Here is a 16,795-nt window from a genome sequence, read left to right on the forward strand (position 1 = left end):
CCTCTCAACGTCAGGTTGAGGTGTCGGAGCGCGCCTGCGGCGAACCTCAGCGGTTGCTTTCGGGGGTGCCCTCCGCGGGGCGGGTGTACCCCGCCTCCTCCAGGTCCTCGGTCAGGTGGTCCATGAGCAGCAGCTCGTCCTTGATGAGCCCGGCGCGGTAGGCGCCGCGGGCCACGAGGTTGGCCGAGACCGGCGCCGTCAGCAGCTGGAGCACGATCACGAGCAGGCACAGGCCGGCGGCCCACCAGGTGCGCAGGCTGAGGGCGATGCCGAGGGTGACCGAGATCAGCCCCAGCACCTGAGGCTTGGTGATGGCGTGCATCTTGCCCAGCACGTCGGGGAATCGCACCAGGGAGACGGCGGCGCCGAGGCACAGCAGCGCGCCCGCGAGCACGAACACGGAGGCGACGAGGTCGAAGATCTGGTCCGTCATCGGGGCTGCTTCCGGTCTCGGTGGGCGGTGTACTGCCGCCGGGTGGCCATCCGGTCCGCGACCATCCGGGCCACCGACACCGCGCTGGTGAAGCCCAGCATGGACAGCAGCACCAGGATGAGGACCTCGGTGGAGCTGTCCGACCACACCGTCCACAGCCCCAGCGACGCCACCACGACGGCGACGATCAGGTCCGCGGCCACGGAGCGGTCCAGCTGCGTTGGCCCCTCCGCGATCCGGTTCGCGCCGATGATCGCTGACACGGCCAGCACCACGGCCGCGACACTCAGGATCACCTCGGTGAGGACGTCGACCATCTCACTCCTCCATCCGTGGGGACGCGTTGACGGGGTGGGCCATGCAGGCCGCGTCGAAGGCTGCGATCTCCTCGTCGGAGCCGAACGCCCGCACCACCCTGGACTCCACTGCCATGGCCATGCGCTGCACGCGGTCCAGCGCGGCGTCGTCGACAAGCTCGAGGGCGTGCATGTAGAGGCGACGGGGCTCGCGGACCACCTCGATCACCACGGTGCCGGGGACGAGCGACAGGATCTCGGCCACCTGCACCTGGTAGAGGTCGTCGTCTGTGTGGAGGTCCACCCGCACGATGCCGGCGTGGAGGTTGACCTCCCGCTGGAAGGCCAGCCGGAGCAGGCGCACCGACGAGACCACCAGGTCGTGCAGCAGGTGCCAGGTGAGCAGCACGAACCCGACGGGGCGGAACCGGCCCTGCCAGAAGATCGGGGGGAGCGGGAACATCACGCCGACGATCCAGCCGAGCGCGACGCCGGAGAGGAGGATCAGCGGGGACGCGCTGCCCCAGACCAGCACCCACACGCCGGCCATGCCGAACACGGACAGGGGCCGGAACTTCGCGCGTTGGCGCCAGGGGGTGGCCGATTTCATCATCGCAGGCCCTCCGGGAGTACGGCGACGATGTAGGACCCGTCGCGCAGCGTGGCGGCGGCCGCGTGCGTGTACTCGTACAGCGGCCCCGCGAACACCGTCAGCGCCAGGCCGAACGCGACCAGCGCCATCGTGGCCCCCACCTGGAGGGGAGGCATGGGGCGCGTGTCGTCGTCGATCAGCTCGTCGATGTCCTCGTTGAGGCGCTCGGCCTCGGCGCGGCGCTGCTCGGCGGGCGTGACGCCCCAGAACGCCCGGTTCCACACCTTGGCCATGGCGATCAGGGTGAGGAGGCTGGTGAGCACGCCGCCCGCGACGACGGCCCAGGCGAGCATGCTGCCGTGGGCGGCGCCCGCCTGGATCAGGCCGAGCTTGCCGATGAACCCGGAGAACGGCGGGATGCCGGCCAGGTTCATGGCGGGCAGGAAGAACAGGACGGCCAGCAGCGGCGCCACCTTGAGGAGCCCGCCGAGGCCCTCCAGCGACGAGGTGCCCCCGCGACGCTCGATGAGCCCGGTCACCAGGAACAGGGTTGCCTGGATTGTGATGTGGTGCGCGGTGTAGAAGATGGTGGCCGCCATGCCCGCGTCGCTGCCGAGCGAGATGCCGAAGACCATGAATCCGATGTGGCTCACCAGGGTGAAGGAGAGCATCCGCTTGATCTCCACCTGCGCGATGGCACCTAGGATGCCGATCACCATCGTGAGCAACGCCGCGACCATCAGCACGTCGTTGACCGGCGACGACGGGAACAGCAGCGTCTCCGTGCGGATGATGGCGTAGACACCCACCTTGGTGAGCAGGCCGGCGAACACCGCGGTGACCGGCGCGGGGGCGGTGGGGTAGGAGTCCGGGAGCCAGGAGCCGAGGGGGAACATCGCGGCCTTGACCGCGAACGTCACGATCAGGAGCACCTCGAGCAGGAGCTGGACGGGCTCGCTGAGGTCGCGCAGGCGCACCGCCAGGTGAGCCAGGTTGACCGTGCCCGTCGCGGCATACACGGCGGAGATGGAGATGAGGAACAGCGAGGAGCTGAGCAGGGAGACGATGACGTAGGTGGTGCCCGCGCGGATCCGGTCCCCCGTCCCGCCCAGGGTGAGCAGCACGTAGGAGGCGAACAGCAGGATCTCGAAGCCCACGAACAGGTTGAACAGGTCCCCGGCCAGGAACGCGTTCGAGACGCCCGCCATCAGGAGCAGGAACGTGGGGTGGAAGATCGACACCGGGGTCTCGCGGCGCACCTCGTCGCTGTCCTGGCCGGTGGCGAACAGGAGGACGCACAGCGCGACCACCGAGGCCACGAACAGCATCAGCGAGCTCAGGCGGTCCGCCACCAGGGCGATGCCCAGCGGCTCGGGCCAGTTCGCGAGCCACAGCGACACCGGTCCCACCTCGTGCGTGTGCCACATCAGCACGGCCGCCACCGCGACGATGCCGGAGAGGCTGAGCACGGAGACGATGCGCTGCGTGGTGGGGCGCCGCGGCAGTGCCAGCGCGACGGCGGCGCCGAAGATCGCCAGCAGCACCGGCACCGGGAGCAGGTTGGCCATCATTCGCTCACCACGTCCTCACCGGTGTCGGAGAAGGTGGTGTCCTCGTAGGACTCGGAGGCCACGTCGGCCTCCGCCAGGTGGCGGATGCGCGCGTCCTCGACGTCGTCTGCCACCTCGTCGTGCCCGTGCAGCTGGAAGCTGCGGTAGGCGACGGTGAGCACGAACGCCGCCACCGCCATGGTGATCACGATGGCCGTCAGCACCATCGCCTGCGGCAGGGGATCGGAGGTCTTGTCCGGATCCGCGAGCCCCACGATGGGCGCCGCGCCCGGCTCCCCTGCGGCGACGATGAACAGCAGGTTCACGCCGTTGCTGGCGAGGAGGACGCCGAGCAGGATCCGGGTCAGGGACCGCTCGAGCAGCAGGTACACCCCGGCGGCCACCAGGATGCCGGCGGTGACGGCGAGGGCGAGGTTGGCGGTCATCGGAGGGCCTCCCCGGGGCGCGTGTGCCTGGTGTGCCGCGGCGCGTCGTCGCTCGCGTCCGGCCGGCCGCGATCCTTGGCGGTGCCGCCGTGCCGCGCCGGGAGGGCGATGGTGGAATCGGGCAGGGGCATGGGGGCCAGCTGGTCGCTGGCGTGCTGGTCGATGCCGGAGCCCAGGCTGCGGACCACGTCGAGCAGCATGCCCACCACCACGAGGTAGACGCCGAGGTCGAAGATCGTCGACGACACCAGGTGGACCTCCCCGAGGAACGGCAGCTCCCCCCAGGGTGTGGCCAGGACGTCCGGGCCGGGCACGTTCCAGTAGTAGTCGTAGCTCTGCAGCACGCTCCCGCCGAAGAACACCGGGACGACGGCGGCGCCCAGCAGCAGGAACAGGCCGCCGCCCAGCAGCCGGCCCGCGTCGAACGGCGCGGCCTCGTCCAGCTCGTGCCGGCCGGCGGCCAGGTAGCGGATGATCAGCGCCATGCCGGCCACCATGCCTCCGGCGAAGCCGCCGCCGGGGGAGTTGTGGCCGGCCAGCAGGAGGTAGATGGAGATGATGATCATCACGCCGAACAGCAGCCGCGTGATCACCTCGAAGACGAGGGAGCGCACCAGCGGGGACAGGGTCTGCCCTGCCCGCAGCCACACGCCGGGCGCGCTGTCCGACATGGGGGCGTCCTCGCGGTCCTCGAACACCTCGTCGGTGCGGGTCAACGAACCCACCCGGGAGCGGAGGAAGATCAGCGACGCCACGCCGGTGGCGGCGATGACCAGCACGGCGATCTCGCCCAGGGTGTCCCAGGCGCGGGTATCCACCAGCGCCACGTTGACGATGTTCTTGCCGAAGCCGATCTCGTAGGCGGCCTCGTACCAGGCGTCGGAGATCGGGTCCGCCACTCGGGCGCCCGCGCTGACGACCGCCACCAGCGTCACCGTGGTGCCGACGGCGGCGGCGACGAGCACGCGCCACCACCTCGTCGAACTCAGCGGCCGGTTGGTGAAGTAGCGCGGCAGCTTGCGCACCACCAGGACGAACACCACCAGGGTGACGGTCTCGACGAGGACCTGTGTGAGTGCCAGGTCCGGCGCCCCCGCCATGGCGAACATCAGCGACAGTCCGTAGCCGGTGACGCCCACCAGCAGGATGGCGCGGATCCTGCCGCGGGATCCGGCGGCCAGGACCGCGGCGGTGATCATCACGGCGGCCACCAGCAGTTGGGGCCAGTGGTCGAAGACCCGGAACTCGGGCCACTGGCGGATCCGGAGCATCGCGAACGTGGCCAGGGACACGAGTGTCACCAGGATGGTGCCGAGGTAGATCGACAACGAGCCCCGCTGCGTGCGGGCCGTGACCTCGACGGCGATCCGGTCCAGGTTGTGCATGGACCGGTGGAAGAACTCCTCCGCCGTCGTGGTCTGCGGGAAGGTGGCCTGGATCCTGGCGATGCGGTTGCGGAACACGAACAGCACCACGCCGGCGCCCACCGCGATCGACGACATCAGCAGCGGCCAGGTGAAGCCGTGCCACAGCGCGAGGCCATGGCTGGCCTTACCCGCGGTGACGGTACGGGCGTAGAGGTCCAGGACGGCGGTCATCGGTGGGCCGAGGAAGCCCGCCGCCAGGGACACGATGCTGAGCAGCGCCGGCACCGCCACGATGCCGACCGCCGGCCGGTGCCAGGACAGCGCCGGCGCGCGGTCCTTGGTGCCGAAGGCGCCCCACCACCAGCGCAGGGAGTACGCCACGGTCAGGGCCGATCCGAACACCAGCGCCGCCGCCAGGGCTGCGGCCGCCAGCGGGGTGATGGACTCGACGTCGCCCGCGACCAGATACTCCACGGACTCGAACGCGGCCTCCTTGGACAGGAACCCCATCAGTGGCGGCATGCCGGCCATCGAGAGGACCGCCAACCCACCCACGACGGCGAGCACGGGGACGCGCCTGCCGACACCGCTGAGCTCGCGCAGGTCGCGGGTGCCCGCGGAGTGGTCGATGACCCCCACGCACATGAACAGCGTGGACTTGAACAGGGCGTGCGCGATGACCATGCCCAGCCCGGCGAGGGCGGCCGCCTCGGTGCCGAGGCCCACGAGGAGGACCATGAACCCCAGCTGGCTCACGGTGCCGTAGGCGAGGAGCAGCTTGAGGTCCGTCTGCCGCAGCGCCCGCCAGCCGCCGAGGATCATCGTGATGGTGCCGAGCAGCATGATCGCGGGCCGCCACCACGGCACGTCCGCGAACGCGGGGGCCATCGCGGCCACCAGATACACGCCCGCCTTCACCATGGCCGCCGCGTGCAGGTACGCCGAGATGGGGGTGGGGGCCGCCATCGCGCCCGGCAGCCAGAAGTGGAACGGGACGAGGGCGGACTTGCTGAGCGCGCCGACCAGCATCAGCAGGGCGCCGACTGTGGCCAGGTTGCCGGTGGGGGGCTCCGCCAGGAGCTCCTGGAGCGACAGCGTGCCCGACGTCTGCCACAGCGCGACGATGCCGACGAGCATCGCGAGGCCGCCCGTGGTGGTGACGATCAGCGCCGTCTGGGCGGCGCCCCGGTTGGCGCGGCGGGTGGGGTCGTGGGCGATGAGGAGGTAGGAGAAGATCGTGGTCAACTCCCAGAAGATGTAGAGCACCACGAGGTTGTCCGCCGTGACCAGGCCCAGCATCGTGCCGGCGAACAGCGTGAGGATCGACGCAGAGCGCGGTGTCGTCGACCCGTCGAAGTACCAGCGGCTGTAGAGCAGCACCAGGGCGCCGATCCAGGTGACGATCAGCGCCAGCACCCACTGCAGCAGGCCGATCCTGAGGGAGAGGTCCACCCCGAGCAGGGGAATCCACTGATAGGACTCGACGTAGCCGGCGCCGTCGATGACCGCCGGCCCCAGCCCGGCGAGCCACACGCCGGCGGCCAGCGGGCCCAGCGCCAGGAAGAAGAAGGCGCGCGCCCCGAACCAGCGGACCAGCAGCGGGGTGAGCGCGCCGAGGATCGCGTGGGCGGTGATGAGGGCGACGAGCACGCCAGAACTCCCGTCGGTCGGTTCGTGGTGGCGGGGTCAGTCTATCGACCGTTCAAGGGCTGGGGGCTGTGCTGAGGTCAGAGGCGCTGGTGGAGCCAGGCCAGGTCCTGGGCGCGCTCGGGGACGCCGCCGGGGGTCTCGAGGATGGTGAGGGTGTCCGCCTCCCGCACGAGGGCGGCGAGGGCGTCGCCGTCGGCTAGGCCCTGCCCGAGGTTGGCGTGGCGGTCCGCGCCGCTGCCCGCCTCGTCGCGGGAGTCGTTGCAGTGCACCACGTCCACGCGGCCGGTGATGGCCTTCACGCGCCCGAGCAGCCCGTCGAGCTCCAGGCCGGAGGCGTGGGCGTGGCACGTGTCGAGGCAGAAGCCCACCCGGTCCGCGTTCGGCGAGCCCGAGATGGCGTCCCACAGCCGGCCGATGGACTCCAGGTGGCGGGCCATCGCGTTGCCGCCGCCGGCGGTGTTCTCGATGAGGATCGGCACCTCCAGGTCCAGGCCGTCGATGCACTTGCGCCAGTTGGCGAAGCCCACCGACGGGTCCTCGGAGGCTGTCACGTGGCCGCCGTGGACCACCACCCCGACGGCGTCGACGGCGGCCGCCTCGGCCAGGGTCTGCTGCAGCAGCTTGCGCGAGGGGATGCGGATCCGGTTGTTCGTCGAGGCCACGTTCAGCGCGTAGGGCGCGTGCACCACGATGCCCACTCCGGCCGCCTCCGCCGCCGCCCGCAGGGCCGGGGCCCCGCCGTCGACGAGTGCGGCCGGCTTCTTCCAGCTCTGCGGGTCCCCGAGGAAGATCTGGACCGCGTCGATGCCCAGCGCGGACGCCTCCGCCAGGGGGTCGGTGGAGTCGACATGGGCACCCAATCGCAGCGTCATGCAGGCCACCCTAGCCGCGCCTTCCGACGGGGGGTCAGCCTCGATCGGGGGTGCCGCGATCCCGCTGGCGCCGCGACGCAGACCGGTAGGCTGGCGCCACAAGGCCGACCACTGGAGCTCACCATGCCGCAGATCAAGCACGTCGTCACCCGCCTCCGCGCGGTCGTCGCGCAGCACGGATCCCGCACCGCCACCCGCATCCGGGAGGGCGACGCCTGGGTCACCCAGAGCTACTCCCAGTTCCTGTCCAAGGTCAACCGGGCGGCCCAGGGCCTGCTCGACCTCGGCGTCGAGACCGGCGGCCGCGTCGGCATCTTCCTCGGCAACCGGCCCGAGTGGTCGGAGATCGACTTCGGGGCGGCCACGGTCCGCGCTGTGCCCGTGCCGCTGTACGCCACGTCGACGCCGGAGCAGATCAGCCACATCGCCTCGGACTCCGGGCTGACCGTCATGTTCGTCGGCGGGCAGAGCGAGTGCGAGCGGGTGCTGGAGGTGGCCGGGGAGCTGCCCGGCCTGACCCACATCGTGATCCTCAAGCCGTACCCCGGCATGCCCGAGCGCGTGACCAGCTACGCGGACTTCCTGGCCGAGCCCACCGACGCCGTCGAGGCCAGGTTCGCCGACGCGTCCGGCGAGGACCTCGCGTCGATCATCTACACCTCGGGCACCACCGGCAACCCCAAGGGCGTGATGCTCCAGCACAGCGCCTTCGTCACCCAGAGCGACGCCCTGGACAAGTTCTTCGACATCACGCCCGAGGACCACTCGCTGAGCTTCCTGCCGCTGTCCCACGCGCTCGAGCGGGCGTGGACCTACGTGGTGCTCATGCACGGCTCCATGAACACCTACGTGGAGAACGCGCGCACCGTGGCCGAGCAGATGGTGCTCGCGGAGCCCACCCTCATGGTGAGCGTGCCCAAGCTGTTCGAGACGGTCTACGCCACGGCGCACGCGAAGGTGGAGGGCTCGGCGGCCAAGCGGCAGATCTTCACATGGGCGCTCAAGGTGGGCCGGCACAACCAGTACGCCTACCGCTCGGGCCGCACGCCGTCGGCGGTGCTGCGCGCCCAGTTGAAGGTCGCGGACAAGCTGGTGCTCGGCAACGTCCGAGCCGCGCTCGGCGGGCCGAAGAAGGTCCTGGCCTGCGGCGGGGCCCCGCTGAGGCCGGAGATCGAGGAGTTCTTCTCCGCCGTCGGGTTGCCCATCATGTCGGGATACGGGCTGACGGAGACCTCGCCGCTGATCTCGTTCAACGCGCCGGACGACTTCAAGCAGGGCACCGTCGGCAAGGTGCTACCGGGGGGCGAGCTGCGCATCGGGGACCTCGGGGAGATCCTCTACAAGGGCCCCAACGTGATGCTCGGCTACTGGAACGCCCCGGAGGCCACGGCGGAGGTCCTCGTCGACGGCTGGCTGCACACGGGAGACGTGGGGTACGTGGACACGGAGGGCTTCCTCACCATCACGGACCGTTTGAAGGACATCATCGTCACCCTCGGCGGCAAGAACGTGGCGCCGCAGCCCATCGAGGGTCTCATCCTGGCCGATCCGCTGTTCGAGCACGCGGTGCTGCTGGGCGACAACCGGCCCTTCGTCACCCTGCTGGTGAAGCCGTCGCTGCCGCACGTGGAGGCCCTTGCCAAGGCGCGCGCCTGGCCCGGCGAGGTGCACGACTGGATGGCCAGCAACGAGCTCCTGGAGGAGCTGAAGAAGCGCGTCGAGGAGATGACGGCGAAGCTGCCGGTCCAGGAGAGGCCCAAGGAGACCCAGGTCCTCAACGAGGAGTTCACCATGGACAACGGCCTGCTCACGCCCACGCTGAAGGTGCGCCGCCGCGAGGTCGAGGCCCGGTTCAAGGCCATCGTCGACGAGATGTACGCGCGCATGGAGCGCCGGAAGGGCTGACCGGCCCCCTCGACGGTCCGACGGGGGCCCGGGCGCCCGATCCGTGTGCACCGCGGCCAGGGCATGGTCATGGGGCCGGTCCCTATGATCGACGGCGTGGAGAGAAGGCGACGCCGGACGTGGTGGGGCACGTGGCCCGGGGCATTGGCGCTCGGCGCCGCGTCGCTGGCGCTGGCGCTGCCCGGCGTGGTGACGCTGATCGGCACGGCCCTCCTCCCCGCCGAGGACTCGGTGGGGATCGACGTCGAGGTGAGTGGGCCCGGTGTCGCGGTCAGGGTGCTCTCCGCCGTCGTCGGCGTGGCCGCGCTGGTGGTGCCGGTCCTCACGGTGAGGTGGGCCAGGAAGAAGTGGGCCGGGTACGTGCTGCTCGGCCTGGGGCTGAGCGCGGTGGCGGGCGCCGTCGGCCTCGGCATGTTGGGGATCCTGTGACTTGGCCGCCGGCCTGCGAGGGAGGACGATTGACGCATGGGACTGCTTGACTTCCTCGGGAAGAGATCACCGGGCCTGAGCGTCGAGGAGACGCTCATGGCGCTGAGCAAGGGCGCCGTGCTCATCGACGTGCGCACGCCTGTTGAGTACGAGGCCGGGCACGCGCCGGGGGCTCGCCCCGTCGACCCGAAGGACCTGCACGAGAACCCGCTGGACGCCATCCACGGCGACGATCCGCTGGCGGAGCGCGACGGCGCGGTGATCGTCATGTGCGACAACGGGCTGCGGTCCTCCATCGCCGCGGCCGAGCTGCGGTCCAAGGGCCTGCTGGCGGAGTCGTTGGCAGGGGGCCTGCGCGCCTGGGCCAAGGACGGCAATCCGGTGCTCCCGGGCCCCTACCGACGGAGGCGCTGACATGGCCATGTGGGGCCTCCCGTTCGCCGGCGGCGTGCTGGCCGGCGCCGCCGCCTCCGCCCTGCTCACCCGCTGGCTCGAGGGCCGGCAGACGATCAACCGGCACGTCGACGACTACGGCGCCCACTGGGGGCAGCGGCCCTCGGTGCGCGAGGGCGCGCTGCACTACGTGGCGCTGGGGGACTCCGCGGCCCAGGGCGTCGGGGCTACGGCCGTCAGCCGCGGGTACGTGCCGAGGGTCGCGGACAGGCTGCGGGAGGCCACCGGGCGTGAGGTGCTGGTGACCAACCTGTCGGTCTCCGGGGCCACCAGCGACGACGTGGTGCGCGACCAGCTCCCGCTGTTCGCCGCCCTGGACTTCGCGCCCGACCTCGTCACCCTGGACATCGGTGGCAACGACGTCATCTATCCCGGCCACAACGCGGCCACGTTCGAGCGGAGCCTCGGCCACATCCTGGAGGCGCTGCCCGTGGGCAGCTTCGTCGCGGATGTGCCGTGGTTCATGGTGCCTGGGCTCGGGAGGCAGTCTCAGCGCATGTCGGTGCTGGCCGCCGCGCTGGTGGAGCGCCACGGCCACCACCTCGTCCCGCTGCACCGCACGTCGCGGGAGACGGGGGTGCTGGGCTACCACCGGCACACGGCGGGGGACTTCTTCCACCCCAACGACCGCGGCTACGAGGGGTGGGCCGAGACGTTCTGGGCCGCCATCGTCGCCAGCGGCCGCCTCGACCTGCTCCGCGCAGACTGACACCGGACGCCCGAGGGGTGGTGGAGGCTTGGTGGGTTTGAGCCGATGGATGGGTTCGCGGCGGGACCCACGCTCAGCCCACGCGGGGACGGCGCCGCGAACCCATCCATCGGCTCAACGCCCACTCCGGGCGGGCCACAGTGGCCGACCGTCGCACCCCGCGGCACCGGGGATTTCCCCGCCGGCGCGGCGACGGGTAACCTTGGCCGTCGGCTGACACCTATGTCAGTCATGCCCTCCTGCTGCGGGACAGACCCGTGGCCGTTAGTCCGAAGGAGGTGGGGCTGAGCATGCGTAAGTACGAAGTCATGGTTCTGATCGATTCCGATGTCGATGAGCGCCAGGTTCCCGCTCTCGTAGAGAAGCATCTCGAAGTCATCACCAAGGGTGGTGGAAGCGTCGACAACACCGACATCTGGGGTCGTCGTCGTCTCGCGTACGACATCAACAAGAAGTCCGAAGCGATCTACGCCGTGCTGCAGATCTCCGCGGAGCCCGCGATCGTGTCCGAGATGGATCGTCTGATGACCATCGACGAGCGGATCGTGCGCACCAAGGTGCTGCGTCGCGAGGACTGAGTTATCCACAGCCTCGGCGCTGACTGGCAAATCGTGAGGCTTCCGGCCCACAGTGAGGCCAGCACCGAGCGGCCATCGCTCCCACTCGTCGGAGCGGCGCCGTAAGGTGGTCGCAGAGGCTACCCAAGTCCGATTCGGAAGGCACAACACACATGGCAGGCGAAACCACCATCACGGTCATCGGCAATCTCACCGCCGATCCGGAGCTCCGCTTCACGCCCAACGGGGCCGCTGTCGCGAACTTCACCGTCGCGTCGACCCCCCGCACGTTCGATCGTCAGACGAACGAGTGGAAGGACGGCGACGCCATGTTCCTCAACTGTTCGGTGTGGCGCCAATACGCCGAGAACGTGGCCGAGTCCCTTTCCAAGGGCACCCGCGTCATCGTCTCGGGCCGGTTGAAGGCGCGCAGCTACGAGACCCGCGAGGGCGAGAAGCGCACCGTGTTCGAGATTGATGTCGACGAGGTCGGTCCGGCCCTCCGCTACGCGACGGCCAAGGTCACCCGCACTCAGGGTGGCGGCGGCGGTGGCGGCAACTGGCAGGGCAATCAGGGCGGGAACACCGGCGGCGGTGGCGGCGGCGGACAGCAGTCCGATCCGTGGTCCAGCTCCGGCGGGTCCGGCGGCAACCGCGGCGGGAACGATCCGTGGCAGCAGTCGCAGCCGGAAGAGCCCCCGTTCTGATCCATCACGCTTATCTAGCCCTCCAGGGCTAGCTGGCACATTCCGTCGCAAGACGGGCTTTCACGGGCGTCGTGCCCGAGAATCAAGGAGAGCACCACAATGGCCGGTCCACAGCGCAAGCCTGTGAACAAGAAGAAGATCCTTCCGGTAAAGAAGACCCGGGTCGCCAACGTCGACTACAAGGACGTCAACCTGCTCAAGAAGTTCATCTCTGAGCGTGGGAAGATCCGTGCGCGTCGCGTCACTGGGCTGTCGGTCCAGGATCAGCGCAAGGTTGCCATCGCCGTCAAGAACGCGCGTGAGGTGGCCCTGCTGCCCTACGCGTCGACCGCTCGCTGATCGGAAGGGACATCACAATGAAGCTCATTCTGACCAGCACTGTTGACAAGCTCGGCATCGCCGGCGACGTCGTCGAGGTGAAGGACGGCTACGGCCGGAACTTCCTGCTGCCCCAGGGCAAGGCGATCCGCTGGACCCGTGGCACCGAGAAGCAGATCGACGGCATCAAGCGGGCGCGCGACGCCCGCGAGGTGCGTGGCGTCGAGCACGCCCAGGAGCTGCGCACGCAGCTCGAGGCCCTGACCGTGTCCGTCGCGGCGCGCGTGTCCGAGCAGGGTCACCTGTTCGGCGCCGTCACCGCGAGCGACGTGGCCGTGGCCGTCAAGAAGGCCGGCGGCCCCACGATCGACAAGCGGACGGTCTCGTTCGCGAAGCCGGTCAAGTCCGTCGGTTCGCACACCGCTGCAGTCAAGCTGCACTCGGCCGTCACCGCGCACGTCCCGTTCGCGGTCGTCGCCCAGTGATCTGAGGCATCGAGCACCTGAGGGCCCCGGCTTTACGCCGGGGCCCTTTGCCGTCCCCGGAGGCGTCGGCGCCCATCGCCTAGGCTGGACGCATGAGCGCCCGTTTCCTCACCACCTGGCCGTGCCAGGACGCGTGCGGCACCGTCGAGACCGACGAGCGGGTGGAGGGCGCGCCGGTCTACCGCTGCCCAGGCTGCGACAGCTCGTGGATCGAGCTCAACGAACGCACCGCCCCGGCTGGAGCCGAGCCTGACCGCCTTGAGCAGGACATGCCGCAGCGCTGACTGTGATGACCACCGGGTTGCCGCGGAGCTGGTTCCTGGCACGCCCACCGCGTAGCGTGGAAGGCTCAGGAGAGGGGGCCGGTGATGCCACAGCAGGCATGGAGCGACAAGCGTGAGCGCCAGTACACGCATATCAAGGAGGGCCTGCTCCAGCGCGGGGAGGGCGAGGAGACCGCTGAGGAGATCGCGGCGCGGACGGTCAACAAGGAGCGGGCGCGCGCGGGTGAGGCTCAGGAGTCGAGCAGGCTCTCGAGGGAGGACATCTCGTCGGGGCGCAGAGGAGGGCTCCGCTCCCACAAGGGTCCGGGGGGCCGCACGAAGGCGCAGCTCTACAACGAGGCCAAGGCACAGGGGGTCAAGGGCCGCTCGACGATGACGAAGGCCGAGCTTCAACGCGCCGTCGACGGCTGAGCATCGACGACGTTCCGCTGCGAACGGCGTTCAGGAGGGGCGGCGCAGCCAAGGGCCTCTGCGCCGTGCGACGTATCCTCGATCACATGCAGAGCCCGTTCGAGCGCCTCCGTCTCCTGCTCGGCCGCACGCTGCGTAGCCGCGTGGCCGGCGAGGACGCCGATGAGAAGGCGTTCCACATCTGGCAGGTCGACGGCGACCGTTGGCACACCCCGGACGATGTGATCTGGCACGTCAACGGCGACGCAGCCATGTACGCCGGAGGGATCCGGTCCCTGCTCCTCCAGACCCTCCACCCCGCGGCCATGGCCGGCGTCGCGGGGCACTCCGGCTACCGATCCGACCCGTGGGGCAGGCTGCAGCGCACCTCAGAGTTCATTGCCACCACCACATATGGGCCCATCCCTTCTGCCTTGGCGCTCATCGAACGGGTCCGGTCCGTGCACGAGCGGGTGCGCGGCAAGACCGACGACGGCACCCCGTACCGCGCCTCTGACCCGCATCTCCTGGAGTGGGTCCACATCACCGAGACGCAGAGCTTCCTGGCCAGCTTCCAGCACTTCGGCGACAGGACGCTCAGCCGGCAGGAGGCCGACGCGTACGTCGCCCAGGCCGCGCCGGTGGGGGAGCTGCTCGGCGCCGTCGACCTCCCCCGGACGGAGGCGGAGCTGCTGGCTGCGCTGGAGCGGTTCCGCCCTGAGCTGCGCGTCTCCGCCGCCGCCCGCGACACCGTCGACTTCCTGCTCCGCCAGCCACCCGTCCCCTGGCCGGCCCGGCCCGGCTACTGGATGCTGGCCGCAGGTGCCATCTCCACGCTGCCGGTGTGGGCGCGCAGGGAGTTGGGACTGCCCGCCAGCCCCTGGTTCGACCGCCTTGTGGGCCTTCCGTGCGGTCGGCTCGCGACGGCGGTGGTGCGGTGGTCGCTCACCCCGGAGAGTCGCTCCGGCCGCTGGGCAGAGTCGAGGCTCCCCACCCCCGGCTGAAGGGGGCGACGAGGCCGATCCGGCTGGTTGAGGTGTGAGAGGCCTAGCGACGAGGCGGTCCCCGCTGGCTGAGGCGTGAGGAGCGTAGCGACGAGCCTCGAAGCCTCAGAGACGTTACTTGTCAGCTCGCGTTTCTTAGGCTTCGAGGCCGCTGCGCGGCACCTCAGCCAGCGGGGAGGGTCGCTGGGCGGAGTCGAGGCGCCCCACCCCGGCTGAGGGCGACGAGACTGATCCGGCTGGTTGAGGTGTGAGGAGCCTTGCGACGAGGTGGTCCCCGCTGGCTGAGGTGTGAGGAGCGTAGCGACGAGCCTCGAAGCCTCAGAGACGTTGCTTGTCAGCTCGCGTTTCTTAGGCTTCGAGGCCGTTTCGGGGCACCTCGGCCAGTGGGGGAGGCCGTTTCGGGGCACCTCGGTCAGTGAAGGAGGCCGTCTTGCGGCACCCCCAGCCAGTCGTGCTCCTCAGCCAGAGGGCGAGGGCTGGCATACTGCGGCCATGAAGATCGGCGTGGTGGGCTACGGCATGGGCGGGCGCGTGTTCCACGCCCCGTTCATCCAGGCGGCAGAGGGGCTTGAGCTGGCGGGTGTGGTGACCCGCAGCCCGCAGCGGCGGGCCCAGGTGGAGGCGGACCTGCCCGGCGTCCCGGTCTTCAGCTCGATGGGCGCGCTGCTGGACTCCGGCGTCGACGCCGTCACCATCACGACCCCGCCGGAGACGAGGCGGGACCTCGTCCTGGAGGCGGCCGAGCGCGGCGTGGCGATCGTGGCGGACAAGCCGTTCGCGCCGAGCGCCCAGGCCGCTCAGGAACTCGTGGCCGAGGTGGAGCGGCTCGGCGCGCCGCTGGCCGTGTTCCACAACCGACGGTGGGACACCGACGTGCGCACCCTCAAGGCGCTCCTCGACGCCGGCGAGCTCGGCACCCCGTGGCGGGTGGAGTCACGGTTCGACCTCGACGAGCCCTCCACCCTGGACCCCGGCCCGACGGGTGGGCTCCTCCGCGACCTCGGCACGCACCTGGCGGACCAACTGCTCTGGCTCTTCGGCCCCGTGGACCAGGTCTACGCCAAGCTGGACTGGATCGATCTTCGCCAGGGGCGCACCGACGCGGGGTTCTCCGTCGTCCTGCGCCACACGTCGGGCGTGAGCTCGACCATGCGGGCGAGCAAGGCCAACCACCTCGTCGCGCGCGAGCTGCGGGTCTACGGGAGCGCGGGGAGCTACGAGTCGCAGATGAGCGACGTGCAGGCGCAGGCCGTCTTCGCGGGGCGACGCCCGGCCGACGAGGGTGAGGCCTGGGGCTACGAGGCGGAGGAGCGCTGGGGCGTGTTGCGCACCGCAGCGGGGGAGCGCCGCGTGCCGTCCGCCCGGGGCGCCTACCAGGACTTCTACTCCCAGTTCGCCCGCGCCGTCGCAGGCGAGGGGCCCATGCCTGTCACCGGCGCCGATGCGATCAGGACGCTCGAGGTTCTCGACGCGGCCCGGCGGAGCGCCGTCGAGGGTCGGTCCGTGGACATCGGCTGAGTCGAGGGAACGCGCGACGACCGGCCGCTTTCGCGACAGCATGAGCACACGGCGACGACCCGTGGGCGGTTGGGTCCACGGGTCGGTATGCAGAGGCCGCAGAGCGCGGGCGGCGGGTCAGGCGCTGAGGTAGACGTCTGGCAGGTTGTCTCCGCTCAGAACGAGGTCGTAGCTCACGTCGAGGATCCGCACCTGGTGGTTGCCGGTGCAGGTGAGCGTGCTGAGAGGCGAGACCACGAACTCTCCAGTGACGGAACCGTTGCGCACAGGGAAGGTCCTGCTCGTGTTCACGTTGTTCGTCTCGGTCTTCGGTACGCCGTTGACCGGGTTGCCGCTCTTGGTGAAGCACTGTGCGGTCACGGTCACGGTGCCGGTGAGCGAGAAGTCGGCGCTGGTGACGGTGTTGCCCAGGCCCGCCGCCTTGAAGGTGACGACGAGGCTGTTGCCGTCCAGCGTGGCAGTGGGGCCCTTGACGTAGTGCGGGCCCGCATGTGCAGTGGCGGTGAAGCCGACGGTGGTGACCAGCGCCACGATCAGTGCGGAGATGAACCGGATGAGGGACTTATGGGGCATGAGGATTCCTTATCTGCCTGTGAGTGTGCCCTGTCAGGCGATGGCCGGGCACCAGGAATCCGTGGGCGGCAGGGGCGCGCGTCGGCACGTGACGGCAGCCGCCACCAGCCGGGCGGATGGGCGCCGGGTCGCAGACGACGACCCGCGAGGCGTGTCCGCGGGGCGGACACTCAGGGTCTGGGACGCGCTCCGAATGTTGGTGGGCTGCGCACCCGCCGACGAGCACGGACGGCGGGCGACGGACGTCCTGACAACCG

General features: G+C 70.3%; 20 protein-coding genes. 12 read left to right on the forward strand and 8 right to left on the reverse strand.

Going from position 1 to position 16,795, the window contains the following annotated elements; genetic code table 11:
• Positions 1 to 46: 46 nt before the first annotated feature.
• From mnhG to ACZK5D_RS13050, 7 genes are all read right to left on the reverse strand, one after another.
• Positions 47 to 433 carry a monovalent cation/H(+) antiporter subunit G gene (gene mnhG, locus ACZK5D_RS13020; RefSeq protein ID WP_463665586.1) on the reverse strand — a complete coding sequence of 129 codons (387 nt, stop codon included), beginning with the start codon at positions 431 to 433 and terminating at the stop codon, positions 47 to 49.
• Complete coding sequence (locus ACZK5D_RS13025) at positions 430 to 750, reverse strand: monovalent cation/H+ antiporter complex subunit F (protein WP_463665587.1); 321 nt, start codon at positions 748 to 750, stop codon at positions 430 to 432. The genes mnhG and ACZK5D_RS13025 overlap by 4 nt, the downstream gene beginning before the upstream one ends.
• A 1-nt stretch (position 751) precedes the next feature.
• Positions 752 to 1,342 carry a Na+/H+ antiporter subunit E gene (locus ACZK5D_RS13030; RefSeq protein ID WP_463665588.1) on the reverse strand — a complete coding sequence of 197 codons (591 nt, stop codon included), beginning with the start codon at positions 1,340 to 1,342 and terminating at the stop codon, positions 752 to 754.
• Entirely contained in the window at positions 1,339 to 2,892 is a 1,554-nt protein-coding gene (locus tag ACZK5D_RS13035) for a Na+/H+ antiporter subunit D (RefSeq protein ID WP_458995808.1), read from the reverse strand. The genes ACZK5D_RS13030 and ACZK5D_RS13035 overlap by 4 nt, the downstream gene beginning before the upstream one ends.
• Positions 2,889 to 3,317, reverse strand: a complete 429-nt coding sequence (locus tag ACZK5D_RS13040; protein WP_458995809.1) for a Na(+)/H(+) antiporter subunit C — start codon at positions 3,315 to 3,317, stop codon at positions 2,889 to 2,891. The genes ACZK5D_RS13035 and ACZK5D_RS13040 overlap by 4 nt, the downstream gene beginning before the upstream one ends.
• Positions 3,314 to 6,334 carry a Na+/H+ antiporter subunit A gene (locus tag ACZK5D_RS13045; RefSeq protein ID WP_463665589.1) on the reverse strand — a complete coding sequence of 1,007 codons (3,021 nt, stop codon included), beginning with the start codon at positions 6,332 to 6,334 and terminating at the stop codon, positions 3,314 to 3,316. The genes ACZK5D_RS13040 and ACZK5D_RS13045 overlap by 4 nt, the downstream gene beginning before the upstream one ends.
• Before the next feature lie 77 nt (positions 6,335 to 6,411).
• Entirely contained in the window at positions 6,412 to 7,206 is a 795-nt protein-coding gene (locus ACZK5D_RS13050; RefSeq protein WP_463665590.1) for a deoxyribonuclease IV, read from the reverse strand.
• 123 nt (positions 7,207 to 7,329) lie between these two features.
• Between ACZK5D_RS13050 and ACZK5D_RS13055 the strand changes: the two genes are divergently transcribed.
• The 12 genes from ACZK5D_RS13055 (at position 7,330) to ACZK5D_RS13110 (ending at position 15,965) form a co-directional block, all read left to right on the forward strand.
• Positions 7,330 to 9,111: an AMP-dependent synthetase/ligase gene (locus ACZK5D_RS13055; RefSeq protein ID WP_463665591.1), complete on the forward strand. Its 1,782-nt coding sequence runs from the start codon at positions 7,330 to 7,332 to the stop codon at positions 9,109 to 9,111.
• 96 nt (positions 9,112 to 9,207) lie between these two features.
• Positions 9,208 to 9,540, forward strand: coding sequence for a hypothetical protein (locus tag ACZK5D_RS13060; RefSeq protein WP_463665592.1), 333 nt, complete (start codon positions 9,208 to 9,210; stop codon positions 9,538 to 9,540).
• Between the two features lie 36 nt (positions 9,541 to 9,576).
• Entirely contained in the window at positions 9,577 to 9,954 is a 378-nt protein-coding gene (locus tag ACZK5D_RS13065) for a rhodanese-like domain-containing protein (protein ID WP_463665593.1), read from the forward strand.
• A gap of 1 nt (position 9,955) precedes the next feature.
• The gene (locus tag ACZK5D_RS13070) at positions 9,956 to 10,702 is read left to right on the forward strand and encodes an SGNH/GDSL hydrolase family protein (protein ID WP_463665594.1); all 747 of its coding nucleotides are present in this window, start codon (positions 9,956 to 9,958) and stop codon (positions 10,700 to 10,702) included.
• A 290-nt stretch (positions 10,703 to 10,992) separates the two neighbouring features.
• Positions 10,993 to 11,280, forward strand: a complete 288-nt coding sequence (gene rpsF, locus ACZK5D_RS13075; RefSeq protein WP_458995816.1) for a 30S ribosomal protein S6 — start codon at positions 10,993 to 10,995, stop codon at positions 11,278 to 11,280.
• A gap of 152 nt (positions 11,281 to 11,432) precedes the next feature.
• Entirely contained in the window at positions 11,433 to 11,966 is a 534-nt protein-coding gene (locus ACZK5D_RS13080; protein ID WP_458995817.1) for a single-stranded DNA-binding protein, read from the forward strand.
• A gap of 99 nt (positions 11,967 to 12,065) precedes the next feature.
• Positions 12,066 to 12,305, forward strand: coding sequence for a 30S ribosomal protein S18 (gene rpsR / locus ACZK5D_RS13085; RefSeq protein WP_182781363.1), 240 nt, complete (start codon positions 12,066 to 12,068; stop codon positions 12,303 to 12,305).
• 17 nt (positions 12,306 to 12,322) lie between these two features.
• Positions 12,323 to 12,769 (forward strand): 50S ribosomal protein L9, encoded by a 447-nt coding sequence (gene rplI, locus ACZK5D_RS13090; protein ID WP_463665595.1) that lies wholly within the window; start codon positions 12,323 to 12,325, stop codon positions 12,767 to 12,769.
• Positions 12,770 to 12,861: 92 nt separating this feature from the next.
• The gene (locus ACZK5D_RS13095) at positions 12,862 to 13,053 is read left to right on the forward strand and encodes a DUF1062 domain-containing protein (protein WP_463665596.1); all 192 of its coding nucleotides are present in this window, start codon (positions 12,862 to 12,864) and stop codon (positions 13,051 to 13,053) included.
• 84 nt (positions 13,054 to 13,137) lie between these two features.
• Entirely contained in the window at positions 13,138 to 13,464 is a 327-nt protein-coding gene (locus ACZK5D_RS13100) for a plasmid stabilization protein (protein WP_463665597.1), read from the forward strand.
• Positions 13,465 to 13,550: 86 nt separating this feature from the next.
• Entirely contained in the window at positions 13,551 to 14,447 is an 897-nt protein-coding gene (locus ACZK5D_RS13105; protein WP_463665598.1) for an oxygenase MpaB family protein, read from the forward strand.
• A gap of 492 nt (positions 14,448 to 14,939) precedes the next feature.
• Positions 14,940 to 15,965: a Gfo/Idh/MocA family protein gene (locus tag ACZK5D_RS13110; RefSeq protein ID WP_463665599.1), complete on the forward strand. Its 1,026-nt coding sequence runs from the start codon at positions 14,940 to 14,942 to the stop codon at positions 15,963 to 15,965.
• A gap of 117 nt (positions 15,966 to 16,082) precedes the next feature.
• Here the strand turns inward: ACZK5D_RS13110 and ACZK5D_RS13115 are convergent, their stop codons facing one another.
• On the reverse strand, positions 16,083 to 16,538 hold the full coding sequence (locus ACZK5D_RS13115) for a hypothetical protein (protein WP_463665600.1): 456 nt from the start codon (positions 16,536 to 16,538) through the stop codon (positions 16,083 to 16,085).
• Between the last annotated feature and the right edge of the window lie 257 nt (positions 16,539 to 16,795).

Source organism: Tessaracoccus yangjingae (assembly GCF_055326235.1).

Bases quoted from the DNA above. Each gene is read 5' to 3' on its own strand.
- rplI (WP_463665595.1), top strand. From the start codon at position 12,323: ATGAAGCTCATTCTGACCAGCACTGTTGACAAGCTCGGCATCGCCGGC.
- mnhG (WP_463665586.1), bottom strand. From the start codon at position 433: ATGACGGACCAGATCTTCGACCTCGTCGCCTCCGTGTTCGTGCTCGCG.
- ACZK5D_RS13035 (WP_458995808.1), bottom strand. From the start codon at position 2,892: ATGATGGCCAACCTGCTCCCGGTGCCGGTGCTGCTGGCGATCTTCGGC.
- ACZK5D_RS13115 (WP_463665600.1), bottom strand. From the start codon at position 16,538: ATGCCCCATAAGTCCCTCATCCGGTTCATCTCCGCACTGATCGTGGCG.
- rpsF (WP_458995816.1), top strand. From the start codon at position 10,993: ATGCGTAAGTACGAAGTCATGGTTCTGATCGATTCCGATGTCGATGAG.
- ACZK5D_RS13110 (WP_463665599.1), top strand. From the start codon at position 14,940: ATGAAGATCGGCGTGGTGGGCTACGGCATGGGCGGGCGCGTGTTCCAC.
- ACZK5D_RS13040 (WP_458995809.1), bottom strand. From the start codon at position 3,317: ATGACCGCCAACCTCGCCCTCGCCGTCACCGCCGGCATCCTGGTGGCC.
- rpsR (WP_182781363.1), top strand. From the start codon at position 12,066: ATGGCCGGTCCACAGCGCAAGCCTGTGAACAAGAAGAAGATCCTTCCG.
- ACZK5D_RS13095 (WP_463665596.1), top strand. From the start codon at position 12,862: ATGAGCGCCCGTTTCCTCACCACCTGGCCGTGCCAGGACGCGTGCGGC.
- ACZK5D_RS13025 (WP_463665587.1), bottom strand. From the start codon at position 750: ATGGTCGACGTCCTCACCGAGGTGATCCTGAGTGTCGCGGCCGTGGTG.
- ACZK5D_RS13070 (WP_463665594.1), top strand. From the start codon at position 9,956: ATGGCCATGTGGGGCCTCCCGTTCGCCGGCGGCGTGCTGGCCGGCGCC.
- ACZK5D_RS13080 (WP_458995817.1), top strand. From the start codon at position 11,433: ATGGCAGGCGAAACCACCATCACGGTCATCGGCAATCTCACCGCCGAT.
- ACZK5D_RS13105 (WP_463665598.1), top strand. From the start codon at position 13,551: ATGCAGAGCCCGTTCGAGCGCCTCCGTCTCCTGCTCGGCCGCACGCTG.
- ACZK5D_RS13065 (WP_463665593.1), top strand. From the start codon at position 9,577: ATGGGACTGCTTGACTTCCTCGGGAAGAGATCACCGGGCCTGAGCGTC.
- ACZK5D_RS13055 (WP_463665591.1), top strand. From the start codon at position 7,330: ATGCCGCAGATCAAGCACGTCGTCACCCGCCTCCGCGCGGTCGTCGCG.
- ACZK5D_RS13100 (WP_463665597.1), top strand. From the start codon at position 13,138: ATGCCACAGCAGGCATGGAGCGACAAGCGTGAGCGCCAGTACACGCAT.
- ACZK5D_RS13050 (WP_463665590.1), bottom strand. From the start codon at position 7,206: ATGACGCTGCGATTGGGTGCCCATGTCGACTCCACCGACCCCCTGGCG.
- ACZK5D_RS13030 (WP_463665588.1), bottom strand. From the start codon at position 1,342: ATGATGAAATCGGCCACCCCCTGGCGCCAACGCGCGAAGTTCCGGCCC.